Annotated in this window: 24 protein-coding genes, 1 other RNA gene and 1 pseudogene; 12 read left to right on the top strand and 14 right to left on the bottom strand. The window is 61.2% G+C overall.

Annotated features, from left to right (window positions below; all coding sequences use genetic code 11):
• Window positions 1-229 precede the first annotated feature (229 nt).
• Window positions 230-349 (bottom strand): annotated as a pseudogene (locus BUE92_RS29165) (outer membrane lipoprotein carrier protein LolA); the annotation flags it as partial.
• Window positions 350-397: 48 nt separating this feature from the next.
• Between BUE92_RS29165 and BUE92_RS27345 the strand changes: the two are divergent.
• From BUE92_RS27345 to BUE92_RS27325, 5 genes are all read left to right on the top strand, one after another.
• Window positions 398-1564, top strand: a complete 1167-nt coding sequence (locus BUE92_RS27345; protein WP_073527201.1) for a zinc-binding metallopeptidase family protein — start codon at window positions 398-400, stop codon at window positions 1562-1564.
• A gap of 98 nt (window positions 1565-1662) precedes the next feature.
• An RNA gene (ffs, locus tag BUE92_RS27340) (signal recognition particle sRNA small type) lies at window positions 1663-1759 on the top strand.
• A gap of 150 nt (window positions 1760-1909) precedes the next feature.
• Window positions 1910-3871 (top strand): hypothetical protein, encoded by a 1962-nt coding sequence (locus tag BUE92_RS27335; RefSeq protein ID WP_073527200.1) that lies wholly within the window; start codon window positions 1910-1912, stop codon window positions 3869-3871.
• Between the two features lie 158 nt (window positions 3872-4029).
• On the top strand, window positions 4030-5076 hold the full coding sequence (locus BUE92_RS27330) for an N-acetylmuramidase family protein (RefSeq protein WP_073527199.1): 1047 nt from the start codon (window positions 4030-4032) through the stop codon (window positions 5074-5076).
• A gap of 1 nt (window position 5077) precedes the next feature.
• Window positions 5078-5668 (top strand): hypothetical protein, encoded by a 591-nt coding sequence (locus BUE92_RS27325; RefSeq protein ID WP_073527198.1) that lies wholly within the window; start codon window positions 5078-5080, stop codon window positions 5666-5668.
• A 90-nt stretch (window positions 5669-5758) separates the two neighbouring features.
• Here BUE92_RS27325 and BUE92_RS27320 read toward each other — a convergent pair whose 3' ends face one another.
• A complete protein-coding gene (locus BUE92_RS27320; RefSeq protein WP_073527197.1) occupies window positions 5759-6622 on the bottom strand; it encodes a LysR family transcriptional regulator in 864 nt (287 codons plus the stop codon).
• A 98-nt stretch (window positions 6623-6720) separates the two neighbouring features.
• Between BUE92_RS27320 and BUE92_RS27315 the strand changes: the two genes are divergently transcribed.
• The 6 genes from BUE92_RS27315 to BUE92_RS27290 all read left to right on the top strand — a co-directional run bounded on the left by BUE92_RS27315 (window position 6721) and on the right by BUE92_RS27290 (window position 13384).
• A complete protein-coding gene (locus BUE92_RS27315) occupies window positions 6721-7662 on the top strand; it encodes a DMT family transporter (RefSeq protein WP_073527196.1) in 942 nt (313 codons plus the stop codon).
• Window positions 7663-7739: 77 nt separating this feature from the next.
• Entirely contained in the window at window positions 7740-9815 is a 2076-nt protein-coding gene (gene dnaX / locus BUE92_RS27310) for a DNA polymerase III subunit gamma/tau (RefSeq protein ID WP_073527195.1), read from the top strand.
• A 43-nt stretch (window positions 9816-9858) separates the two neighbouring features.
• Window positions 9859-10197: a YbaB/EbfC family nucleoid-associated protein gene (locus BUE92_RS27305; protein WP_003193199.1), complete on the top strand. Its 339-nt coding sequence runs from the start codon at window positions 9859-9861 to the stop codon at window positions 10195-10197.
• 138 nt (window positions 10198-10335) lie between these two features.
• Window positions 10336-11370, top strand: coding sequence for an NADP-dependent oxidoreductase (locus BUE92_RS27300; RefSeq protein WP_073527194.1), 1035 nt, complete (start codon window positions 10336-10338; stop codon window positions 11368-11370).
• A gap of 66 nt (window positions 11371-11436) precedes the next feature.
• Window positions 11437-12039, top strand: coding sequence for a recombination mediator RecR (gene recR / locus BUE92_RS27295; RefSeq protein ID WP_073527193.1), 603 nt, complete (start codon window positions 11437-11439; stop codon window positions 12037-12039).
• A 196-nt stretch (window positions 12040-12235) separates the two neighbouring features.
• Window positions 12236-13384, top strand: a complete 1149-nt coding sequence (locus BUE92_RS27290) for an acyl-CoA dehydrogenase family protein (protein WP_073527192.1) — start codon at window positions 12236-12238, stop codon at window positions 13382-13384.
• Between the two features lie 109 nt (window positions 13385-13493).
• Here the strand turns inward: BUE92_RS27290 and BUE92_RS27285 are convergent, their stop codons facing one another.
• Both BUE92_RS27285 and fnr read right to left on the bottom strand, forming a co-directional pair.
• Entirely contained in the window at window positions 13494-14042 is a 549-nt protein-coding gene (locus BUE92_RS27285; RefSeq protein ID WP_073527191.1) for an adenine phosphoribosyltransferase, read from the bottom strand.
• A gap of 76 nt (window positions 14043-14118) precedes the next feature.
• Window positions 14119-14853, bottom strand: coding sequence for a fumarate/nitrate reduction transcriptional regulator Fnr (fnr, locus tag BUE92_RS27280; protein ID WP_003193190.1), 735 nt, complete (start codon window positions 14851-14853; stop codon window positions 14119-14121).
• A 155-nt stretch (window positions 14854-15008) separates the two neighbouring features.
• Between fnr and BUE92_RS27275 the strand changes: the two genes are divergently transcribed.
• Complete coding sequence (locus tag BUE92_RS27275; RefSeq protein ID WP_073527190.1) at window positions 15009-15470, top strand: hypothetical protein; 462 nt, start codon at window positions 15009-15011, stop codon at window positions 15468-15470.
• Between the two features lie 7 nt (window positions 15471-15477).
• On the opposite strand, the gene hemN is transcribed toward BUE92_RS27275, so the two are convergent.
• From hemN to BUE92_RS27225, 10 genes are all read right to left on the bottom strand, one after another.
• The gene (gene hemN, locus BUE92_RS27270; RefSeq protein ID WP_073527189.1) at window positions 15478-16860 is read right to left on the bottom strand and encodes an oxygen-independent coproporphyrinogen III oxidase; all 1383 of its coding nucleotides are present in this window, start codon (window positions 16858-16860) and stop codon (window positions 15478-15480) included.
• 103 nt (window positions 16861-16963) lie between these two features.
• A complete protein-coding gene (locus BUE92_RS27265) occupies window positions 16964-17647 on the bottom strand; it encodes a sulfite exporter TauE/SafE family protein (protein ID WP_073527188.1) in 684 nt (227 codons plus the stop codon).
• Window positions 17640-17852 (bottom strand): cbb3-type cytochrome oxidase assembly protein CcoS, encoded by a 213-nt coding sequence (gene ccoS, locus BUE92_RS27260; protein WP_003193184.1) that lies wholly within the window; start codon window positions 17850-17852, stop codon window positions 17640-17642. The genes BUE92_RS27265 and ccoS overlap by 8 nt, the downstream gene beginning before the upstream one ends.
• A 22-nt stretch (window positions 17853-17874) precedes the next feature.
• The gene (locus BUE92_RS27255; protein WP_073527187.1) at window positions 17875-20316 is read right to left on the bottom strand and encodes a heavy metal translocating P-type ATPase; all 2442 of its coding nucleotides are present in this window, start codon (window positions 20314-20316) and stop codon (window positions 17875-17877) included.
• A 115-nt stretch (window positions 20317-20431) separates the two neighbouring features.
• Window positions 20432-20971, bottom strand: a complete 540-nt coding sequence (locus BUE92_RS27250) for a FixH family protein (RefSeq protein WP_073452575.1) — start codon at window positions 20969-20971, stop codon at window positions 20432-20434.
• A 14-nt stretch (window positions 20972-20985) separates the two neighbouring features.
• A complete protein-coding gene (ccoG, locus tag BUE92_RS27245; RefSeq protein ID WP_073527186.1) occupies window positions 20986-22389 on the bottom strand; it encodes a cytochrome c oxidase accessory protein CcoG in 1404 nt (467 codons plus the stop codon).
• A 207-nt stretch (window positions 22390-22596) separates the two neighbouring features.
• Window positions 22597-23007 carry a type II toxin-antitoxin system VapC family toxin gene (locus BUE92_RS27240; protein ID WP_073527185.1) on the bottom strand — a complete coding sequence of 137 codons (411 nt, stop codon included), beginning with the start codon at window positions 23005-23007 and terminating at the stop codon, window positions 22597-22599.
• The gene (locus BUE92_RS27235) at window positions 23007-23261 is read right to left on the bottom strand and encodes a type II toxin-antitoxin system Phd/YefM family antitoxin (protein ID WP_073527184.1); all 255 of its coding nucleotides are present in this window, start codon (window positions 23259-23261) and stop codon (window positions 23007-23009) included. The genes BUE92_RS27240 and BUE92_RS27235 overlap by 1 nt, the downstream gene beginning before the upstream one ends.
• A gap of 166 nt (window positions 23262-23427) precedes the next feature.
• A complete protein-coding gene (gene ccoP / locus BUE92_RS27230) occupies window positions 23428-24405 on the bottom strand; it encodes a cytochrome-c oxidase, cbb3-type subunit III (protein WP_073527183.1) in 978 nt (325 codons plus the stop codon).
• Window positions 24402-24587: a CcoQ/FixQ family Cbb3-type cytochrome c oxidase assembly chaperone gene (locus BUE92_RS27225; protein WP_003193169.1), complete on the bottom strand. Its 186-nt coding sequence runs from the start codon at window positions 24585-24587 to the stop codon at window positions 24402-24404. Before BUE92_RS27225 ends, ccoP begins: the two co-directional genes overlap by 4 nt.
• Window positions 24588-24591: the final 4 nt, after the last annotated feature.

Genomic DNA, 24591 nt, shown 5'->3' with positions numbered 1-24591 from the left:
ATGTCCTGCACGAACGGCCTGCGACTCCAGAATTGAGGGATCGACGAAGGCAGGAGCGAGAAAAGCTGAAGGCTGCCCAAGGCAGCTTTCAGCTATGAAACATGTTTACCGGACACTAGTGACGCTCCGCGTGGGAACGCATCCTGTGACGCTCCGCGTCACGGCCTTCGCGCAGACGCAGAGCGTCCAAGGCGGCATTCCCACGCGGAGCGTGGGAACGATCTCTCAACACTGTAGGAGCGAGCTTGCTCGCGAAGAACCGGAGGGCGCCGCTGTGAACCAGGCAGCCTGCGTTATCGTTAACGATCTTCGCGAGCAAGCTCGCTCCTACAGGGAGCAGTTGAACGATCCCGAGCGAGAAATGATCTAGTCTCTGTCACCCCAGGGAGAGATCGCCATGTTCCGCTACTTCGAGCAACTCAGCACGCGCATCGCCGCTCCGTTCATGGCCCAAACCTCGCGCAACAGCAAGGTGTGGCAATGCCGGTGTGGCCAGTCGCTGTTCTTTCGCAACAGCCAATGCCTGGCCTGCCAGGCGGCATTGGGTTACCAGCCGCAGCAAAGCCGCCTGTCGTCCTTGCAACCTGGGCCGGTAGCCGGTACTTGGCTGGTGGACGACAATCTCGATGCCGGCGCTTTCCGGCGCTGTGCCAACCTGGACTCACCGGCTGCGTGCAACTGGCTCATTGCTGCTCACAGCACTGCGCCGTTGTGCGTGGCCTGTAGCCTGAACCGCACCATCCCTGACCTTTCCGTTGCGCAAAACCCCGAACGCTGGCGCAAAGTCGAAACCGCCAAACGCCGCTTGATAGCGCAACTGATCAGTTTGGGCTTGCAAGTGGTGCCCAAGAGCGTTGACGAAGAGGCTGGCCTGGCCTTCGACTTCATCGGTGTCGACCTGGAAGGCAACGCGCCCACCACCGGCCACGCCAATGGGCTGATCACCCTGGACATCAAGGAAGCCGACGACGCCCACCGCGAAAAAGTCCGCGTACAGATGCGCGAGCCGTACCGCACCTTGCTCGGCCATTTTCGCCATGAAGTCGGCCATTACTACTGGGATCGCCTGATCGCCAACAGCCACTGGCTCACACTTTTTCGCAACCTGTTCGGTGACGAACGCGCCAGTTACGCCGAGGCCCTCGACCGGCACTACCAGAACGGCCCGCGCCCGGACTGGCAGCAAACCTGCGTGAGCGCCTACGCCACCATGCACCCCTGGGAAGACTGGGCCGAAACCTGGGCTCACTACCTGCACATGATGGACGCTGTGGACACGGCCCTGGGCTTTGGCATGAGCGCCCGCGAGATGGACCTCGATTACCAGCCATTCCCCCTGGCCACGCTCTACGACCCCCAACACCCTGGTGGCCCGGCATTCCTCTGCTTCGTTAATGCCTGGATCGAGCTGGCCGGCATGCTCAACGAACTGTCCCGCGCCATGGGCCAGCCGGATTTCTACCCTTTCGTGCTACCGCCCGCGGTGATCGCCAAGCTGCACTTTATTCACCTGGTCATCCAGGAAGAGGGCGGCAGGGCCGATGGGGTTATGGCAAGTGCTTGAGCCTTCTCATTTTTTAATCCGGAACCAACGGTTGTAACTTCCGATGAGATGGGTACAATGGCGCGGCTTGCCGAGAGGCAGCGTCGTTATGGTGACCCCATCGGTCCCCCCGCAACGATTACCCGTGAACCTGGTCAGAGCCGGAAGGCAGCAGCCACAGCGGGAACATTGTGTGCCGGGGTGTGGCTGGTGGGGTTGCCTCCATAACGCTCCCTTCTGCGGTCCCTTCTAAAACTCAAGTTATTTTCAGCCAGTCATCTGTGATGCTTCTTGCACAGTGCATGACGGTCATTTCGCGTCTAGTGGCATACTCCCAAGCGTCTCTTCCCCTGGCTACGAGGCTCTATGCACTCGGAACATTTCGACTTATCCAGCCCTGTATTCTTGCCGATCACTGAGCACACCTGTGCGGGTTTGTTGGGCGGCGAGGGTGTCGATGCACTTGTAACCCTGAGTGAGCCCGAATTGGCGGCGGTGTTGGTGATCCAGAACCTGGCGCAGGTGCCGGAAAGCGACCTGAGCGCCAATGGTGCTGAAAAAGTGTTGGCCAAACTGATTGACTGGGCAGTAGATGCCAGCCATTCGGCCAGTGTGTCCCTGCTCTCTGAAGCGCAGCGGCTGTTCGATCAGAGGAAGCTGTACTTCGGCCTCAATGTGGTCAAAAGCCTGAAGCTGCGCTTTCTGCTGGAGGAGGAAGTACAGGGGCGGAACTACCTGTTGCCCAGTGGCAAATGGGATGTCGAGTATAAAGTCCGCCACCTCAAGGCCAACGATCCGTTCAGCCAGCAGGTGATCACGCCCAGGCATCGCGAGCGCTGGTTGAGCGCCGAGCAAGACAAGCTGCTCAGAACCTTCCGTGCCAACCTGAACGAAGACCTGCATGTGCAAGGCTACGCAGGCATTGGCAAGAGTCACCTGCTGGTGGCCTTGCTGGAACACCTGCGCCCGGAAAAGACCTTGCTGCTGGCACGCACCCCGGCAAAACTCGAAACCCTGCGTGCCCGCATGGTGGGTGTGCGGGAGCGTAAGGCCGGGCATACCTTCCAGGGCTTTGCCCATGCCCTGTTGCATGGCCCCAGGCCACAGCCGCTGAATACGCCGGCAAGGGTTCTGACCAAGCAGGCACTCGCTCAAGAACTGAATATCTTCGGCTTTCGCCGCCTCGAGGGGCAAGCAGTGGTGGAGGTGTGCCTCAAGGTGCTTGAGGCTTACTGCCGCTCCTGGGAGTACAGCCTGTCGTCCCAGCATTTGCCGCATTTCAAGCAACCGCTGTCCGGCGTCGATGCCAGGGTGCTGCTCGAATATTCCAGCCGTTTGTGGGGCTACCTTGAGGCGAACCCGGCCTGGGGCCGCCATACCGGGTTTGAAGCCTTGCTAATGATCAAACGCGCCAGCCTCGCAGGCTGCGTGGTGCCCGAGCGCTATACCCACGTGCTCATCGATGAGAGCCAGGACATCCCCGCGCCGCTGCTGCAAATCATCGAGCGCGGCCGCCAGGTGCTGATCACCTTGGGAGATGAGTATCAGCAGGCCAGTGGCGGTGTGGTCAAACGCGCCCGTGAGGTTCGCCATACTGACGTGTGCTACTCCGTGCGTTCCGGGCGCAATGTCGAGCGCCTGGTCAACCCGTTGATCAGCCTGCACTCGGAAAAAACCAAATCGCTTTTCGAAGGCGCCCGCGATGCCGACGTGGGCATTGAGTTTTATCCGCAGGGTTTCGTGCCCCCGCAAGGGTGCGTGGTGTTGACCGCTTCCCATTGGGACACCATGCAGTGGGCGATCCAACTGAGCCACGCCCGTTGTGCGTTCGGCCTGGCGAGCAAAGAGGCCCAGCAGTCGCTCAAGCATTTCATGGACACGGTCATCGCGTTGTTCAAACCCGATTTCTATAGCAATGAGTTCAATGACCTCGGCCCCCATGCGTTTTTCAGCGACATGGCCGATTGGGAGCAGGTGCGCGAAGCCTGCCAGTTCGATGAGGCCTTTCTGTGGGTCGAGGCCGAACTGGAAAAAGGCTTTAACGTGGCGGATGTCACGCGTTTGAACAGATTGATTGGCCATCCGGACGAGCGCGTCCTGCTGATGCTGGCGCAGGACGCGGGCGGCATGGAGTTCGACCGGGTATTGCTTACCCCGGAACTGTTGACCAATGTGAAGTTCCAGGACGCCTATGCGTTTGATCAACGACTCTGTGCGGTGTATATCGCGATTTCACGGGCCAGGGTGCAGTTGTACCTGCCCTATGATGTGGTCGAGTGGCTCGACTATCACAAGTATCAAAAGACCCGTGAGTCCCACGGTTATTGACGGATTTAATCCGGCTGTTTCACAACTTTCAGAAAGCCCTCTGGACAACCCGCAGACCGCCTTGTTAGCTTCCGCCAGCCACTTGTTTCAGAGTATGACAAGGGCACGGATTTGATATTGAAGTGCTACCGCTTCGTTCACTCACAAGGATGTCTGTCATGAAAAGCCTGCAAGGGTTGCCTCGTCTTATCAGTGCTTCGGTAGGGACGCCCGGCAAAGCCCGCAACTTGCCCGCCGATGTTCAGTGCATCCAGTATCTATTCAATTTGATCATTCCCAAGATGGGGTTTGCCTTGCTGGAAAACGGCAAGTGCGACGGTCAGTTGGTGCAGTGCATCAGCCAGTATCAGTTTCGCCATCTCAAGTACGCCCATCCCGATGGCGTGATCGATCCCACCGGGCGGACGTTCAACAGTCTGATCGAAGAGGCGCTGAAGGTGCCAGTGCGGGCTTTTCCTAATACGCGCATTCCGACGTTTCTCAACATATTCGGCAATAACAATGTCGATGCGGTGCAGGCCACGGTCAATGTGTACCTGGGCCGCGTGCGCGCAGTGATCGAGGCCGAGCGGCGTAACCGGCAGTTGATGATGCAGTCCACCTGCGACGGCGGGACGACATTGAGCGATACGGACTACCAGAATGCCGCCAAGCAATTGGGCAATGGTATTTCGGTGAATGTGGTCAAGGCGTTCGCCACCATCGAATCGGGCGGGAAAGTGGGGTTCGGGCCGGCCAAGCTGCCGATCATCGCCTTTGAAGGCCATCACTTTCGCAAATACACCAAGCACATCTACGACCAGTCGCACCCGCTGCTGTCGTACATCTACAAGAAAAAAGCCGGGCCGCAGTGGCAGACCAACAACAAGGATCAGGTCAAAGCCTGGGAGACCATGGCCACCGCCTTTGCGCTGGATCAGGAAGCCGCCTTGATGTCAGCCTCCTGGGGCATGTTTCAGATCATGGGGTTCAATTTTGCGGCGTGCGGATTCAAGACGGTGTTTGAGTTCGTGGCGTCATTGAAGGTCAATGCCGGTAACCAACTCAAGGCCTATCTCAGCCTTTGCAGCCACAACTCGGCATTGTTGAGTGCCATGAAAAACAAGGATTTCACCGCCATGGCCCGAAACTATAACGGCGACGATTACGGCAACTATGACGTCCTGATGAAACAAGCCTACGAAGCCTTTGAAGGGAAGAAATAAGATGATTCGTTATCTGGCGATGGGAGTGTTGTCGTGGTGCGCCGTGGCGCCCGCGTTGGCCGGCTCGGCGGCGTTGCATTCAGGCCAATATGAAGGGTTGATGCTGGCGGTGACGCCTGGGCATCAGGTCGAGGGTTTCTACCAGGAGTCGATGGGCGAGGGTGTGGCCCGTGGTTGCACGTTCTACCTGCAAGGCAAACCCGAAGCGCTCACCACCTGGCTGGACGCTGCCTACCCAGGCAGTGTGGCAGCGGCGTCCGACGGGGTGACCCTGACGGTGGAGCAGGGCCGCCAACACCCTGGCTGCATCAACGTGCTGATGCCGGAAATCGCCACGGGCCTGGAGCTGAGCCAGACAGCCAGCAAACAATGGATCGGCTTGGTGACGGTGTCGGCCGACAAGGCTTACCTGCTGAAAACGCCGGGCGCCAAAGCGACAAAGCGTCCCTACATCGTCAAGCAGGATGTGGTGGGGGTACTGGCGTTCAAGGACGGCTGGGCGCAGGTGGAATTCATCAACGCTGACGACCGTTCGTTCACGGGCTGGATCAGCCAGGGCCAGTACGCACGGTTGGCTGCGCCCAAGCCCTAAGTTGTAGGAGTGAGCTTGCTCGCGAAAAACTCACAGGCGCCGCGTTCATTCAGGAAACACGCGTTATCGTTGACGTTTTTCGCGAGCAAGTCAGCCAAAGGTCTCGCGCAGTAGCCCGGCGAACGCATCTCGCGCCAGGTGCCGCTGGGTGTCCGTGTGCCAGAACAACAGGTTGTCCACGGGCGCCAGCGCTTCAAAGCGATACGACGCCAACTGATTGGCCTGTTCATAGCGCGCCAGGATCCCCTCGGGTGCCAACGCCACGCCAATCCCCGCGCTGACGCAGCCGATGATCGTGCCCCAACTGGCATAGCTGGCGATCGCTGGCTTGATGTCATGGGGCTTGAGCCAGTTTTCCAGGGCGGCGCGATAAGGGCAGCCCGGCGGCCACACCAGCAGGGTGCGGCCGGCCAAGTCCTCGGCGCTGTTGATAGGCGCGCTGCACGCGCTGGCGATCAGCACCAGGCGCTCGCTGTAGACCACGCTCTGTTCCAGCTTCGTGCGTTTGCCGCCGGCAGCCACCAGCGCCACATCCAGGCGGTGGTGCTGCAGGTCGTCCAGCAGTTGCGCCCAGGCACCGGTGACCAGTTCCAGGCTGACATCGGGATAACGCCGGTGGTATTCCGCCAGCAACGGTGGCAAGCGCCCGCTGGCACTGGATTCCACCGCTCCGATGCGCAAGGTGCCACGCGGAATGGCGTTGGCATCCACCGCGCGTTTGGATTCATCCACTAACACCAGGATACGTTCGCAGTAATCCAGGAAGATCTCTCCCGCGGCGCTGATCGCCAGCCCTCGGCCAGCACGAATAAACAGCGGCGTGCCCAACTCGCTTTCCAGCTGCTTGATGCGCGTGGTGATGTTGGACGGCACGCAGTGCAATTGCAGCGCAGCCTGGGCCACGCTGCCGGTTTGCGCCACGGCTCGCACCATTTTCAGTTGGGCCAGTTCCATTGCTCAGTTCCAATGATTTCAGAAGTCAGAAACGCTTAATTGTCCTATGCCTGGCCTGGACCAAGACTGACGGCATTCCTTTTGCGTGGATGCTGTCGATGAATACTCCGTCACCTCTAAAGCTTACGCTAGTCATTGCCAGCGTCATTCTCTGTTGGGCGTATTCGCCCATCGGCGTACACATGGGGCTGCACAGTTATAGCCCCGGCCAATTGGCGCTGCTGCGGTTTTTGATCGCGTCGGTATTCATGGGCGGCGTGGCCTGGGTGGTGGGAATTGGACGGCCACCATTGCGCGACCTGCCGTGGCTGCTGGTGCTGGGCTTTTTCGGGGTGTTCCTGCACCACACCAGTCTCAATCACGGGCAGCAATGGGTAACGGCGGCAGCGTCGAGTGTGTTGGCGCAGTCGGCGCCGTTGTTCAGTGTGTTGATCGCGTTTTTCTGCTTGAAGGAGCAGGTCAGCGCCTGGCGCTGGGGCTGCGTGCTGTTGGGGTTGGCTGGCGTAGTGGTGGTGATCTGGGGCGACCAGGGCATAGGCGATATCAACCCACGGGGTTTGCTGATCTTGTTGGCGGCCTGCTCATGGAGCGTGTACTTCGCCATCCAGCGGCATCATGCCCATCGCTACAGCCCGTTGACGATGGCCTGCTACATGGTGTGGTCCGGCACCCTGATGCTGTGCGTGAACCTGCCGGGTCTGCCCGTCGCCATCGTGCAGGCACCGATGGCGGAGAATCTTGCCGTGCTGGTGCTGGGTATTTTCCCCAGTGCCTTGGCCTATCTGGCTTGGGGTTACGTGTTGAAGCACGTCGAGGTCAGTCGTGCGTCGGTGGCGATGTACCTGGTTCCACCGGTTGCCATGCTGATGGCCGCCACGCTGCTTGGCGAACACGTCACCCTGCAGGTGATGCTGGGCGCAGTGATCGTGCTGGCCAGCGTCGCCGCTATCAGCCTGGAAGGGCGTTGGTGCTCAAAGGTGCCAGCCAAACGCCCGCAGGTGCCCTCTGGGAGGCCAATCGAACAAGCTTCGTCAGATTAGACGAGCGTGCCGGATGCAATTTCCCCCTTGCTCCGCTAGCATTACCGGCTTCCGCTTCCCAGTTGCGACGGTTTTCGATGAGTTATCAGGTTCTTGCACGTAAATGGCGCCCGCGCTCGTTCCGCGAAATGGTCGGCCAGACCCATGTGCTCAAGGCTCTGATCAATGCCTTGGACAGCCAACGGCTGCACCACGCCTACCTGTTCACCGGTACCCGCGGGGTGGGCAAGACCACGATTGCGCGCATCATCGCCAAGTGCCTGAATTGTGAAACCGGTATCACTTCAACGCCTTGCGGCACCTGTTCGGTATGTCGCGAGATCGACGAGGGGCGTTTTGTCGACCTGATCGAGATCGACGCCGCGAGCCGCACCAAGGTCGAAGACACCCGCGAGCTGCTCGATAACGTGCAGTACGCGCCGAGCCGTGGCCGCTTCAAGGTCTACCTGATCGACGAAGTGCACATGCTGTCCAGCCACTCCTTCAACGCCTTGTTGAAAACCCTTGAAGAGCCGCCGCCCTACGTCAAGTTCATCCTGGCCACCACCGACCCGCAGAAACTTCCGGCAACGATTTTGTCGCGGTGCCTGCAGTTCTCCCTGAAAAACATGACCCCCGAGCGTGTGGTCGAGCACTTGACCCATGTGCTGGGCGTCGAGAACGTACCGTTCGAAGACGACGCGCTGTGGTTGCTGGGCCGCGCCGCCGATGGTTCGATGCGCGATGCCATGAGCCTCACCGACCAGGCCATCGCGTTCGGTGAGGGCAAGGTCATGGCTGCCGACGTGCGCGCCATGCTCGGTACCCTGGACCACGGCCAGGTGTTCGACGTGCTGCACGCGCTGATCGAGGGTGACGCCAAGGCGCTGCTCGAAGCGGTGCGCCACCTGTCGGAGCAAGGCCCGGACTGGAATGGCGTGCTTTCGGAAATCCTCAACGTATTGCACCGCGTCGCCATTGCCCAGGCCCTGCCGGAAGGCGTGGACAACGGCCATGGCGACCGCGATCGCGTATTGGCCCTGGCCCAGGCGTTGCCGGCCGAAGACGTACAGTTCTACTACCAGATGGGCCTGATCGGTCGCCGCGACCTGCCCCTGGCGCCCGACCCTCGGGGTGGCTTTGAAATGGTGCTGCTGCGCATGCTGGCGTTCCGGCCGGCAGATTCGGCAGACGCACCGAGACAGCCGCTAAAGCCAGTGGGGATCAGCCAGGCCACAGTTGATTCCGCCAAACCAGTGGCTGGCGCGGCCGTTGTCGCGCCAGTAGTTGCAGCGCCTGCGGTTGCTGTGCCTGAGCCGGTTGCGCCGGCACCTGAGCCCGAACCCGCGCCAGTTGCCGTCGCACCTGTGGTCGAGCCCGAGCCGGTCATCGAGCCTGCGCCCGTGGTCGACTTGCCCTGGAATGACCCGGTCGAAGCGCAAGTAGAGCCCGAGCAACAGCCCGCCGTGGAGCCCGTGCTGGAAACCACCGGCGAGCAACCCGAGCTGACGCCGATGCCTGCGCCGACTCCGGACAGCGTGGTGCCGGATGCCCCTGAGTGGGTGTCGGCGCCGGTCCCTGAACCGACGGTCGCCCAGGTCGACGCCGCCACCCCCGGCATTGACCTGGACGACGAGCCGCCGCTGGACGAAGACTACATCGAGCCGGACATGGATTCGGCCTACAGCTACCTGGACGAATTGGCCAGTGAGCACACTGCGGAACCGGCGCCCGAGCCCGAGGCAGAACCTGCCGCGGCCCCGGCTACCGGCCTGGCCCTGCAATGGCTGGAATTGTTTCCGAAATTGCCGATCTCCGGCATGACCGGCAGTATCGCCGCCAACTGCACCCTGATTTCCATCGAAGGCGACCACTGGCTGCTGCACCTGGACCCGGCCCATAGCGCCTTGTTCAACGCCACCCAGCAGCGCCGGCTCAACGATGCGCTCAACCAGTACCATGGGCGCACGCTGACCATCGCCATCGAGCTGATCAAGCCCGAGCAGGAAACCCCGGCCCAGGCAGCGACCCGTCGGCGCCTTAACCGCCAGCGCGAGGCCGAGGACTCGATCCACGCAGATCCGCTAATCCTACAAATGATGCAACAGTTCGGTGCGGTCGTCCGCCACGATACTATTGAACCTGTCGAAGCCCCGGTGCCCCAAGCGTCATGACACCGGGCTACTCATTGATCCACGTACTTTTGAGGTGATTCCCATGATGAAAGGTGGCATGGCCGGCCTGATGAAGCAGGCGCAGCAGATGCAGGAAAAAATGGCCAAGATGCAGGAAGAGCTGGCCAACGCCGAAGTCACCGGTAAAGCCGGTGGCGATATGGTCAGCGTGGTGATGACCGGTCGTCACGACATCAAGCGTGTCAGCATCGACCCAAGCGTATTGCCGGGCGTGGGTGAAGATGACCTGGAAATGCTCGAAGCGCTGTTCGCCGCAGCCGTCAACGACGCGGTGCGCAAGATCGAAGCCAACAGCCAGGACAAAATGTCCGGCGTGACCGCTGGCATGCAACTGCCACCGGGCATGAAACTGCCGTTCTGATACACGCTTTAGCTAGACTCGAATGCCAGGCATCGCGCCTGGCATTTTTTTGCGCGCACGAAACATCGAACCCTGGCCCGCTGCCCATGGTCTGCACCCTATACCGTTGAATGTTCACCGATAAAAGGAGCCCCGCTGATGCCTCAAGAAATGACGCTCAACCAACGCATCGTTCTGGTCTCACGCCCTCAAGGCGCACCCACGCCGGAAAACTTCCGCCTGGAACGTGTAAGCCTGCCGGATCTGGCAGACGGTCAGGTGCTGCTCAAGACCTTGTACCTGTCCCTGGACCCCTACATGCGTGGACGCATGAGTGACGCGCCGTCCTACGCCGCGCCCGTGGAAATCGGTGAGGTGATGACCGGTGGGGCCGTCAGCCGTGTCGAGCAATCGCGCAACCCGAAATTCGAAGTGGGCGATCTGGTGGTCGGCGCCACCGGCTGGCAGAGCCACAGCATCTGCGACGGCAAGAACCTGATGCCCTTGCCCAAGGGGCTTGCGAGCCCGTCGATGGCCTTGGGTGTGTTGGGCATGCCAGGCATGACCGCCTACATGGGCCTGATGGATATCGGCCAGCCAAAGGCCGGGGAAACCCTGGTGGTGGCGGCTGCGTCCGGCGCGGTGGGCTCGGTGGTGGGCCAGGTGGCCAAGCTCAAGGGCTTGCGCGTGGTGGGCATTGCCGGTGGCGCGGACAAGTGCCGCTACGTGGTGGATGAGTTGGGCTTTGACGCCTGTATCGACCACAAGAGCGAAGATTTTGCCCATGAGCTGGCCCTGGCCTGTTTCAAAGGCGTGGACATTTACTTCGAAAACGTCGGCGGTAAAGTCTTCGATGCCGTGCTGCCTTTGCTCAACCCCAAGGCGCGCGTGCCGCTGTGCGGGTTGATTGCCGGCTATAACGCCCATGAAACGCCCAGCGGCCCTGACCGTTTGCCGGCCTTGCAACGCACCTTGTTGACCAAGCGGGTGCGCATCCAGGGCTTTATCGTGTTCGATGACTACGGCGACCGCCAGCCGGAGTTCCTCAGTGCCATGGCGCCTTGGGTGCGCGAGGGCAAGATCAAGTTCCGCGAGGACGTGGTCGACGGCCTGGAGCAGGCGCCCGAAGCCTTTATCGGCCTGCTCGAAGGGCGCAACTTCGGCAAGTTGGTGGTGCGCGTCGCGCAGGATTGAGTATTTGACGCTAATCCGGGGCGCGGGTATAAACCGCGTCTCGTTGTTTTGTCGGACCCTTCGCCCATGAGCTTCAGCCCCCTGATTCGCCAACTGATCGACGCCTTGCGCACTTTGCCCGGCGTCGGCCAGAAAACTGCCCAGCGCATGGCGCTGCAACTGCTGGAGCGTGATCGCAGCGGCGGCACCCGCCTGGCCCAGGCCTTGAGCCAGGCCATGGAGGGCGTGGGCCATTGCCGCCAGTGCCGCACCCTTACCGAAGAAGAACTCTGCCCGCAATGCGCCGACCCGCGTCGCGACGACACGTTGCTGTGCGTGGTGGAGGGGCCGATGGATGTGTACGCCGTTGAGCAGACCGGTTACCGCGGTCGTTATTTTGTGCTCAAGGGCCACCTGTCGCCGCTCGATGGCCTGGGGCCGGAAGCCATCGGTATTCCACAGCTGGTGGCGCGGATCGAAGAGCAGGGCACCTTTACTGAAGTGATCCTGGCGACCAACCCGACGGTGGAAGGTGAAGCCACGGCGCACTACATCGCCCAACTGCTGATCAACAAAGGCTTGATTACCTCGCGGATTGCCCATGGCGTGCCGTTGGGTGGCGAGCTGGAATTGGTGGACGGCGGCACCCTGGCGCACTCGTTCGCCGGTCGCAAACCGATCGCGCTTTAAAACTCACTGCAGTCCCAATGTGGGAGCTGGCTTGCCTGCGATAGCATCACCACGGTGTAACTGAAAGACCGAGGCGCTGGCATCGCGGGCAAGCCCGGCTCCCACATTGGTTTTGTGTGACGGCAAAAAATGTATTCGGCTTGATAACCAAGCAAGCGCTTGGTAAGTTCGCTCCATCCCGCCATGGAGCTTGCCGATGTCTGCCTATCAGGAATACTTCGATCCCAGCCACCAATTGGTCCGCGACAGCGTACGCCGTTTCGTCGAGCGCGAGATGTTGCCCGGCATCGAACAGTGGGAGGAAGCGGAAAGCTTTCCCCGCGAGCTCTACCTCAAGGCTGGTGCGGCGGGCATTCTGGGCATTGGCTACCCCGAAACGCTGGGTGGCAGCCACGAAGGCGATCTGTTCGCCAAGGTCGCCGCCAGCGAAGAGCTGATGCGCTGCGGCTCCGGTGGCGTGGTGGCAGGGCTCGGCTCCCTGGATATCGGCTTGCCGCCCGTGGTGAAGTGGGCGCCGCCAGCGCTGCGTGAGCGGGTGGTACCGCAAGTGCTGGCAGGCGAGAAAATCATCGCCCTGGCGGTCACCGAGCCCAGCGGCGGCTCAGATGTAGCCAACCTGCAAACCCGGGCCGTACGTGAAGGCGAGCATTACCGCGTGAGCGGCGCCAAGACCTTCATCACCAGCGGCATTCGGGCTGATTTCTACACCGTGGCCGTACGCACGGGCGGGCCGGGCTTTGGCGGCATCAGCCTGCTGCTGATCGAAAAAGACACCCCTGGTTTTACCGTCGGCCAGCCACTGAAGAAGATGGGCTGGTGGGCGTCGGACACCGCCGAGTTATTTTTCGACGATTGTCGTGTGCCCGTGGGCAATCTTGTCGGTGTCGAGAACATGGGCTTTGCCTGCATCATGGGCAACTTTCAGAGCGAGCGCCTGGCCTTGGCCCTGATGGCCAACATGACCGCGCAACTGGCCTTGGAGGAAAGCCTCCAGTGGGCCGCCCAGCGCGAAGCATTCGGCAAACCCATCGGCAAATTCCAGGTAATCAAGCATCGCCTGGCGGAAATGGCTACCGCCGTGGAGGTTTCCCGCGAGTTCACCTATCGTCAGGCCGCGAAGATGGCCGCCGGCAAGAGTGTGATCAAAGAGATTTCCATGGCCAAGAACCTGGCTACCGATACCGCTGATCGGGTGACGTATGGCGCGGTGCAGATACTGGGGGGGCAGGGGTATATGCGTGGCAGCCTGGTGGAGCGGCTTTATCGCGATAACCGGATTCTGTCGATTGGTGGCGGGACGCGCGAAGTGATGAATGAAATCATCAGTAAGCAGATGGGGTTGTAAACCGGGGTGTTCTTTCGGGCCTCATCGCGGGCAAGCCCGGCTCCCACAGGGGAATGCGTTCCAAGGTGGGAGCCGGGCTTGCCCGCGAAGGCGTCAGTACTGACGAAGCTTATCTCTCGGTCAGCCCAAACTGCGTCAGGCAAAACGTCGGAATTCCCATGTCTGCCAACCGCTGCGAGCCACCCAGTTCTGGCAAATCAATAATCGCCGCGGCTTCAAAGATCTTTGCCCCCATGCGCCGCACCAGGTTCGCCGCCGCAATCAGGGTGCCGCCGGTGGCGATCAGGTCATCGAACATCAGCACGCAATCGCCTTCGCACAAGCTGTCGGCGTGCACTTCCAGGAAGGCTTCGCCGTACTCGGTCTGGTAACCCTCGGCCAGCACGTCCGCCGGCAGCTTGCCTTGCTTGCGAAACAGGATGAGCGGCTTGTTGAGCTGGTAGGCGATGATCGAGCCGATCAGGAAACCACGGGCATCCATCGCACCGATATGGGTGAAATCGGCTTCGACATAGCGTTGGGCAAAGCTGTCGGCCACCAGGCGCAGGGCGCGGGGCGATTGGAACAGCGGCGTGATATCACGAAAGATCACACCCGGCTTGGGGAAGTCGATGACTGGGCGAATCAGGGATTTGATGTCGAACGAATCAAAAGTCATCGTCGAGGAGTCCAGAGCGGAAAACGGACTCGAAGTATACCTGCGGCCTCGCCGATTGGCGCGGCCGCAGCCTGGATCAGATCTCCAGGGAACCGCCCGCCAATGCACACAGCTGGATCGGGTCGAGGATGTGCACTTCTTTGCCCTCGGCGGCAATCAGCTGGTTTTGCTGAAAACGGGTAAACACGCGTGACACGGTCTCCACTGCCAGGCCCAGGTAATTACCGATCTCGTTGCGCGACATGCTCAGGCGGAACTGGTTGGCCGAGAAGCCACGGGCCCGGAAGCGCGCCGACAGGTTGACCAGGAACGTCGCGATGCGCTCGTCGGCGGTTTTCTTCGACAGCAGCAGCATCATTTGTTGATCGTCACGAATCTCGCGGCTCATCACGCGCATCAGTTGGCGGCGCAACTGTGGCAACTGCAGGGCCAATTCGTCCAGGCGCTCGAAAGGAATTTCGCACACCGACGTCGTCTCCAGTGCCTGGGCCGACACGGGATGAATCTCGGTGTCCATCCCCGACAACCCGACCAGTTCGCTGGGCAGGTGGAAGCCGGTGATTTGCTCTTCGCCGCCGTCGCTGAGGCTGAAGGTTTTCAACGCGCCCGAACGTACTGCATAGACGGAATCAAACTTGTCGCCCTGGCGAAACAGAAACTCGCCTTTTTTCAGCGGGCGACCGCGTTTGACGATGTCGTCCAGCGCATCCATGTCTTCCAGATTCAACGAAAGTGGCAGGCAGAGGGGGGCCAGGCTGCAATCCTTGCAATGGGCCTGGCTGTGAGCGCGCAGTTTGACTGGCTCGGACATTTCTTAAATCCTTGTGGGAAAACACACATAAGACGTAAGGGTAACGCACTGAGGGGCGCGGAGGCCAGCGTGTACAAAAAACCTACCGGTATCTAAAGATTTGGCTAAAACCGTCGATAGTACTGCTATCGACTACAAATACGGCGGCTCAAACCATGTTAGCCCTCAGCACTCAACTCGCTTCGCGTACTCAGATCCAGGCACTGCCCGAAACCAAGAAGTCTGCTGACTCCGATGTTGACGCTATCCCGACGACGGATGAAGCCAAGCCCGCCGTTTCGGTGACCATTTCCGGCGCTGCGATGAAAGCTGCTGCGGCAGAGAAAACCTCAAACAGTGATATCGACGAAAGCGGCCTGGCGGAAAACGTCAAGAATTTGCTCAAGATGATTCGTGAGATCAAAAAGCAGATTGCCGAGAAACAAGCCGAGATGGCTGCCGTAATGGCTGACACGAACCTCAGCCCTGAACAGGCTCGGGCCCGGCTTTCCGGGCTGCAATCGGCCTTGAGTGCGCTGCAAGCCAGCTTGACCAGCGCCCAGGCGTCTCTGACCAAGGCGATGAAAGACATGAGTGCCGGTGATGCAGCCAAGGCCGCGACCCTGGCCATGAAGTAAGTGCATTTTAGATGACCCGGGAAAATCGTTGCCTGTTCTGGTGCTCCAGGTAGGCATCGAACACCATGCACACTGAGCGCACCAGCAAGCGCCCGGCCGGCAGTACACGAATGCCCTGGGCGTCCAACTCGATCAGGCCGTCGGTGGCCATCGTCTCCAGCTGCGGCCATAGCTCGGCAAAGTAGCCGCGAAAATCGATGTTGTAGGCCTGTTCGATCGCCTCGAAGCTCAGGCTGAAATTGCAGATCAGTTGCTGGATCACCTCCCGTCGCAGGCGATCGTCCGTGGTGCAGACCAAACCACGGCTGGTCGCCAGTTGTGCGCCCGCCAAGGCGTTTTGATACTGGTTCAGGTCACTGCTGTTCTGGCAATACAGGTCGCCGATCTGGCTGATCGCCGACACCCCCAGCCCAATCAGGTCGCAGTGCCCGTGGGTGGTGTAACCCTGGAAGTTGCGCTGCAGCTTGCCTTCTTCCTGGGCCACCGCCAGTTCGTCGTCCGGCAGGGCAAAGTGGTCCATGCCGATGTAGCGGTAACCGGCCTGGGTCAGTTGTTCGATGGTGGTTTGCAGCATCAGTAGTTTTTCTGCCGGCGAGGGCAGGTCGTCGGTGTTGATCCGCCGTTGGGGCATGAAGCGTTCCGGCAGGTGCGCGTAGTTGAACACCGACAGGCGGTCCGGCTGCAAGCGGATGACTTCCTCCACGGTGCGCGCAAAGTTCAACGGCGACTGCTTGGGCAGGCCGTAGATCAGGTCGATATTGATCGAGCGAAATTGCAAGGTGCGCGCTGCATCGATCACGGCGCGGGTTTCCTCCAGGCTTTGCAGGCGATTGACCGCCCGTTGCACCTCGGGGTCAAGGTCTTGCAGGCCGATGCTGACGCGGTTGAAGCCCAGCTCGCGCAACAGGCCCATGGTGGCCCAGTCGGCTTCGCGCGGGTCGATTTCGATGCCGTAGTCGCCCGAGTCGTCATCCAGCAAATTGAAATGCTGGCGCAGGCATTTCATCACCTGGCGCAGTTCATCGTGGCTGAGAAACGTTGGCGTACCACCGCCGAAATGCAACTGTTCCACGGGTTGCTGCGGGTCGAGGTGGCAGGCCACCAATTGGATCTCCTGCTCCAGGCGCTGCAGGTAGGCCTGGGCGCGCCCCCGGTCCTTGGTGATCACCTTGTTGCAGGCGCAGTAGTAGCAAATGTTGGCGCAGAAGGGGACGTGCACGTACAGCGACAGTGGCCGTACGGCCTTGCGGCTTTCGCGCAGGGCGTGGAGCAGGTCGAAGGTGCCGACCTGGCTGTCCAATTGGACGGCGGTGGGGTAGGACGTGTAGCGCGGCCCCGCCAAGTCGTAGCGGTGAATCAGATCTGTGTCCCAACGAATGGCGTCGAGCATGCGGGCGGTCCCCCGGATTGGCTAGTGGGCCGAGTCTAGGGGCAGGGCGGTGCAGCCATCTTGATTTGCATCAACGGGGGGCGGCGCTATGCCACAGGGGCTTTCAATGACCCATTAGCCAGTGCTGATGCGGGCCCGGCAGAGTCCAGATACCGAAGATCATCACCAACAGGCCGCCGGCCACACGCACGCTGCGTTTGCGCAATAACGCAGTCACGCGTTCGGCGGCCAGCCCGGTGGCCAGCAGCACCGGCCAGGTGCCCAGCCCGAACGCCAGCATCAGCAAGGCGCTGTCCAGCGCATTGCCCTGGCTCGCCGCCCATAGCAGGGTGCTGTAGACGAGCCCGCACGGCAACCAGCCCCACAGCGCACCCAGCAGCAAGGCGCGGGGCAGGCTGGACACCGGCAACAAACGGTTGGCCACCGGCTGGATATGCCGCCACAGGCCACGCCCCAGGCTTTCGATACGGGTGAGGCCGCTCCACCAGCCGGCCAGGTACAGGCCCATGCAGATCAACAGCAGGCCGGCGAGCACACGCATGAACATCGCCGCCGGGCTGTTGGCCACCGCCCAGCCGGCCAGGCCGATCAATAAACCAGCGGTGGCATAGCTGAGGATGCGCCCCAGGTTGTACGCCAGCAGCAGGCGAAAACGGCGGCTGCGTTGTTCCTTGGGGATCGCCAGGGTCAGCGCGCCCATCAATCCGCCGCACATGCCCAGGCAGTGGCCGCCACCGAGCAGGCCGAGGATCAGCGCCGAGACCAGCAAGGGCACCAGCTCAAGCATGAGGGGGCTCTTTGGGCGGTTGCTCGGGGCTGTTGGCTTCGTCGATGGCGGCCAGGTGGTTCGGGTCCTGGTCGTCGAACAGCACGCTGTGGGCCGGGCCATCGAGGTCTTCGTACTGGCCGCTGTCCACGGCCCAGAAGAAGATGTAGATGGCCACACCTACTAACAGCAGTGCCGCCGGAATCATCACATAGAGAGCTGGCATCTGTACTCCATGCCCACGCGGCTCAGGCCGGCAGCGGGCGGGTTGCTGGGGCGGTCGGGGCTTGCGCGCTCGGCAGGCGAGTCAGGCGCAACGCGTTGAGTACCACGGTCAACGAACTGATGGACATGCCGATGGCCGCCCAGATCGGCGTGATCCAACCCAGGGCGGCAAACGGCAGCATAAGGCCATTGTACAACCCGGCCCACAACAGGTTTTCGATGATCACCCGGCGGGTACGCCGCGCGAGGCTGAAGGCTTGCACCAGCGCATCCAGGCGGTTGGACAACAGCACCGCATCGGCGCTGGTTTTCGCCAGGTCCGTGGCCGAGCCCATCGCCACACTGATATCGGCAGCAGCCAACACCGGCACATCATTGACCCCATCGCCCAGCATCAGCACTTTGCGACCTTCCTTGTGCAGGTTTTGCAGTACCTGCAGCTTGTCGTCAGGGCGCAAGCTGCCATGGGCTTCGTCGATACCCAGCTCAGAGGCGACACTGGCCACCATCGGCGAACTGTCCCCCGAGAGCAACAGCGTGCGCCAGCCCCGCGCCTTGCATGCGGCCAGCAAGGCGGGGGCGTCGCTGCGCAGACGGTCGTCAAGTACGAACCAGGCCAGCGCCCCGCTGCGGTCGCCCAGCAGCAGCCATTGCCCGGCTTCGTCCGGTGAGGCGGGAATTGCGCAGCCACTGAGTTCACAGACAAAACCCGGCTGGCCGATGCGCAACAGACGTTCTCCCACACGACCTTCCAGGCCCAGGCCTGGAGTGCTCATCACTTCATCGGCGGCCAGCGGCGCACGGCCGAAGGCACGGGCAATCGGGTGTTCGGAACGGTTCTCCAGGGCGGCGGCAAGGCCCAGGCATTGGTCGCTGTCCAGCGCTCTCAAGGGCCGAATGGTGCGCAACGCCAAGCGCCCTTCGGTGAGGGTGCCGGTCTTGTCGAAAATCACCGTATCAATCTGGTTCAGGCCCTCGAGCACATGGCCGCGGGTCAGCAGCAACCCGAGACTGTGCAAGGTGCCGGTGGCGGCGGTGAGCGCGGTGGGCGTGGCCAGGGACAGGGCGCACGGGCAGGTCGCCACCAGCATCGCCAGCACAATCCAGAACGCCCGGGATGGGTCCAGCTCCCACCACAGCAGGCCGATCAGTGCGGCGGCGAGCAGCGAGCACAACAAGAACCACTGCGCAGCGCGGTCGGCGATTTGCGCCAGGCGTGGCTTCTCGGCCTGGGCGCGCTCCAGCAGGCGCACGATGGCGGACAAGCGCGTGTCATGCCCCAGGGCGCGCACTTGGACGGTCAGCGCGCCTTCGACATTCAGCGTGCCGGCCGTGACGCTGTCACCCGTGCGCCGAGGTTGCGGCAGGTACTCGCCGGTCAGCAGGGATTCATCGATGCTGGATTGGCCGTCGAGAATCATCCCATCCGCCGGCAGCACCGCACCGGGATGCACCAGCACCCGATCACCCAGCGCCAACTCGCTGAGCAGGATGCGTTCGCTCTGTCCATCGTCCTTGAGGCGCAGGCAGGAGGCGGGCAACAGGTTGACCAGTTGGGCGGTGGCTGCGGCGGTGCGTTCCCGGGCGCGGCGCTCAAGGTAGCGCCCGGCCAGCAGGAACAGGGCAAACATGCCCACGGCATCGAAATACAACTCGCCTACGCCAGTGATCGCGGTCCAGATGCCGGCCAGGTAAGCGCCGCCAATCGCCAGGGACACCGACACGTCCATGGTCAGGTGGCGTGTGCGCAAGTCACGCAGGGCGCCTTTGAAGAAGGGCGCGCAGCTGTAGAACACGATGGGCGTGGTGAGAAACATCGCGACCCAACGCAGGATGACGTGCAATTCCGGGCTCAGGTCGATATTGAATTCCGGCCAGGTGGCCATGGTTGCCATCATGGCCTGGAACCACAGCAAGCCGGCGACCCCCAGCTGTCGCAGGGCCAGGCGATTCTCGCTGGCCAATTGTTCGGCGGCGCGGTCAGCCTGGTAAGGATGGGCGGCGTAACCGATATGGCGCAGCTCGCTGAGCAGTTGGCTCAACGGCAATTGCCCATCGGCCCAGCGCACGTGCAGGCGGTGGTTGGACAGGTTCAGTCGCGCTTCGGCTACGGCGGGCAGGCTGCGCAAGTGTTTTTCGATCAGCCAGCCGCAGGCGGCGCAACTGATGCCTTCCATCAACAGGGTGGTTTCGGCCAGGTCGCCTTGATGGCGCACAAAGGGTTCTTGCACATCGGCGCGGTCGTACAGCGCCAGTTCGTCCACCAACTGCACGGGCAGCGCCTCGGGGTTGGCCGAGGCTTCGCTGCGGTGTTGGTAGTAGCTTTCCAGCCCGCCGGCCACGATGGCCTCGGCCACGGCCTGGCAGCCCGGGCAGCAGAGTTCGCGGCGTTCGCCTAGGATCTGGGCGGTGAACCGGCTGCCGGAGGGGACGGGTAGGGCGCAGTGGTAGCAGGGGGTGGTCATGGTTCAAGGTCTTTGGTGGCTGAGAGGGCCTCTTCGCGGGCAAGCCCGCTCCCACAGGGGGGCGCGGTGTCCTTGTGGGAGCGGGCTTGCTCGCGAAGCGCGGAGCGCTGGCTGTTTATTTTCTCAGGTCCTCGGCGCCCTGCAACGGCTCGTCACCCAGCAGCAAGTCCTTGTCGTGGCTGACCTCTTCTTCTTCGAACAGGCGCCAGGTGTTGCCGCCTTCCACGCCAAGCAGTTCAACGAAACGGCGGCCTTCGACCTTGTCGGTGACCTGGCCGATGTAGCGGCCGGGCTCGCTGTCGCTGCGGGTGAGGTTGATCTTGCGATCCTTCTCTGGCTGGGTCGGGGAGATCAGGTTCAGCTCCAGGGTATTTGGATTGCTGTAGCCAGTAAGTTGCAGCTCGACCTCGCCGGTCAGTTCGTCCAGGTGCAGCTTGCCGCGCAGTTGCAGGGTCTGGGCCAGGCGTTCGCGGTCCAGGGAGCGGTTGATGCCTTTGCCGGCCTCGTAGTAGTTGTCGTTGACCAGGTTGTCCGGGTTGTTCACTGCGATGGTCACCATGGACAAGGTCAGGGTCACCGAGCAGGCCAGAATCGCGATGATGATCCAGGGCCAGAGGTGTTTGTACCAAGGGCTGGCGGCAGTAGTTGCGGGCATGCGTATGTTCCCTGTTAACGGACTTGTGGGCCGATGAATCGGCTCTTGGCTTCAATATGGACGCTGGTGTCATCGGCGTCTTCGAGGATGAAGGTCACCTCGTTGGTGCTCGACGGCAACTGCTCCGGCGCACTCGACAACTCCACCGGCATGCTGACGATATCGCCGGCGGCCACTTTGATTTCGCGCCGGCCTTGCAGCTTGAGGTCCGGCAGGCCAGCGGCGTCGAGCACGTAGGTGTGGTCGCGCTGGTCTTTGTTCATGATCTTCAGGCTGTAGACGTTTTCGATGCGCCCTTCGGCGTTCTCGCGATACAGCACGCGGTCCTTGCTGACGTCGAAACCTACCAGCGAGCGCATGAAGAAGGCGGCCACCAACAGGCTGATCATCGCCAGCAATACCAGGGCGTAACCGATCAGGCGCGGGCGCAGCTTATGGGTTTTCTGCCCCGACAGGTTGTGTTCGGTGGTGTAGCTGATCAGGCCGCGTGGGTACTCCATCTTGTCCATGATGTTGTCGCAGGCATCGATACAGGCGGCGCAGCCGATGCATTCGATTTGCAGCCCGTCGCGGATATCGATACCGGTAGGGCACACCTGCACGCACATCGTGCAGTCGATGCAATCGCCCAGCCCCTGGGCCTTGTAGTCGGTACCCTTTTTACGCGGGCCACGCACCTCGCCACGGCGCGGGTCATAGGACACGATCAAGGTGTCCTTGTCGAACATCACGCTCTGGAAGCGCGCATAGGGGCACATGTAGATGCACACCTGTTCGCGTAGCCAGCCGGCGTTGCCGTAGGTGGCGAGGGTGAAGAAACCCACCCAGAAATACGACCAGCCATCGGCCTGACCGGTGAAGAACTCGAACACCAGTTCGCGAATCGGCGAGAAGTAGCCGACGAAGGTGATGCCGGTGGCAAAGCCGATCAGCAGCCACAGGCTGTGTTTGCTGAACTTGCGCAGGAACTTGTTGGCGCCCATGGGCGCCTTGTCGAGCTTGATGCGTTGGTTGCGGTCGCCTTCGGTGACTTTTTCGCACCACATGAAGATCCACGTCCATACGCTTTGCGGGCAGGTATAGCCGCACCACACGCGCCCGGCGTATACGGTGATAAAGAACAGGCCAAATGCCGCCACAATGAGAATGCCCGAGAGCAGGATGAAATCCTGGGGCCAGAACGTTGCGCCGAAAATAAAGAATTTACGCTCCGGCAGGTTCCACCACACCGCCTGGTGACCGCCCCAGTTCAGCCACACGGTGCCGAAGTACAGCAGGAACAGAGCGGCACCGCCGACCATGCGCAGGTTGCGAAACAAGCCAGTGAAGGCGCGGGTGTAGATCTTCTCACGCGAAGCGTAGAGGTCGACGGTTTTGGCAGGCGGGGTAACGTTATGTACCGGTATCTGGTCGCTCATCATTGCATCCCACGGCGGTGGAGATTTGCCTCGGCCAGTACGTGCCAACCGGGGTCAAATTAAGGGTGTTGCAGTGGCCTAATGATACGCCCCCGATGGTGCGCAAAGGGTGCGACCTTTGGTCGCGTTGGGGGAAATCAATTGATGGTGTACGTGACCTGGATCAATTGACTTGGCAAGTATGGACGGTTTTTGTCGGTAAGCCGGTCATTCGTCCCATGGATTGATCAGTGCAACGCCGCTCGATTTGAAGTCGCTGATGTTACGCGTGACGACAGTGAGCCCGTGAACCAGCGCGGTTGCGGCAATCAATGAATCACTTTCGTTGGCTCGGTCGGGTACATGCAAGTGTGCGCAACGCAACGCGACTGCTGCATCGACGGGCAGGATTCTGGCATCAAAGGCGGGCATCACATGACGCTTGAGCCAGGCTCTCAACACCTTCCCCTGAGCCGGGTCTCGCCGCTCAATTCGCAGGACTCCGGTTTCCAATTCCTTCAGCGTGATCGCCGAAATAAACATACGTGGCGCTACCACACTTTTTGCCCACGCCACGACATTTGCATCAGCCTGAGGTTTACGCAGTTCAGAGATCACATTCGTGTCGAGTAAATACATCAAGAAAAGTCCACGGGGCGATGAATGATCACGGCACGTTCGGTTTCGAAGTCGATATCGGCCGCTTCCGGCATCACCAACAGGTCAACGATGTGGGCATTCAGACCTGTCAGCTTCTGGTAGTCCTCAATGCTTAGCAGTACATGGGCAGGCTTGCCGCGATCAGTGATAAAAACCGGCCCTTTGCGGGCGGCTTTTTTGGCACCACTTGTGTCTTGATTGAATTCGCGGCTGGAAATGGTCGTGATGGTCATGGGGTAGGTCCCCCTTCGCTGGACTGAATGTAGTTACGTTACTACCTGGTGAGTGCGCGCGGCAAGGTTGAGGCTACGAACGGTAGATTTGGCTTTGAAAGGTTCGGAGCTAGAACAAAAAAGCCCCGCCAGCATTCGCTGCGCGGGGCTCCATTGTTCAGAGGTCTTACTGCTCCTCAGCCTTCTTATCCCCATGAGACAAGCTATACACATACGCCGCAAGCAAGTGCACCTTGTCATTGCCCTGCAACTGCTCCTGCGCCGGCATCTGGCCCTGGCGGCCATAACGGATGGTCTGCTGCAGTTGCGCGAAGCTTGAACCGTAGATGAATGCACCCGGATGCGTCAGGTCGGGCGCGCCCATGGCTGGGGTGCCTTTACCGGCCGGGCCGTGGCAGGCCACGCAGTTGGCGGCGAAGAGTTTCTCGCCGTTGGCCACATCGGCCTTGGCGCCTTCCGGCAGTTTGCGGCCATCGAGTTGGATCACCACAAAGCCTGCTACGTCAGCCACGCCTTGCTCGCCGATGACTTCGGCCCAGCCGGGCATCACCGCGTGGCGGCCCTTCATGATGGTTTCCTTGATGGTGTTGGGTTCGCCACCCCAGCGCCAGTCGGCGTCGGTCAGGTTGGGGAAACCGTAGGCGCCCTTGGCGTCGGAGCCATGGCACACCGAGCAGTTGGAGGCAAACAGCCGGCCGCCCATCTTCAAGGCTTGCGGGTCCTTGGCGACTTCTTCAATCGGCATCGACGCAAACTTGGCGAAGATCGGCCCGAACTTGGCCTCCGACCTGGCCATTTCCTTTTCCCATTCGTGCACGCCGGTCCAGCCGGTCTGGCCGTTGGCGAACGGGGTTTGCTTGTCGTTGTCGAGGTAGTTGTAGCCTGGCAGCAGGCCCTTCCAGTTGCCGAGGCCAGGGTAGAGCACCAGGTAACCAAGGGCGAAGACGATGGTGCCGACAAACAGCATGAACCACCACTTGGGCAGCGGGTTGTCGTACTCCTCGATGCCGTCGAACGAGTGGCCGACGGTCTCGTCCGTCTGCTCGGTGCGCTGGCCCTTGCGGGTCGACAGCAGCAGCCAGGTCAGGGCGAAGATGGTACCCAGACTGAGGACTGTGACGTACAGACTCCAGAACGTAGTCATTCTTTGTTACTCCTAGAAGCTTGCTCGACGTGCTTGATGGCTTCGGGGTCATCTGCGAAGGGCAGCATGGTCGCGTCGTCAAACTCCGACTTGCGCCGTGGGCTGAACACCCACAACGCCAGGCCGATAAAGGCCACCATCACCACAACGGTGCCCAGGCCACGAATCATCCCGATATCCATGAAG

The organism is Pseudomonas fluorescens (assembly GCF_001902145.1).
Taxonomy (GTDB): domain Bacteria; phylum Pseudomonadota; class Gammaproteobacteria; order Pseudomonadales; family Pseudomonadaceae; genus Aquipseudomonas; species Aquipseudomonas fluorescens_BV.
This window is presented reverse-complemented; position numbering and strand designations above follow the sequence as displayed.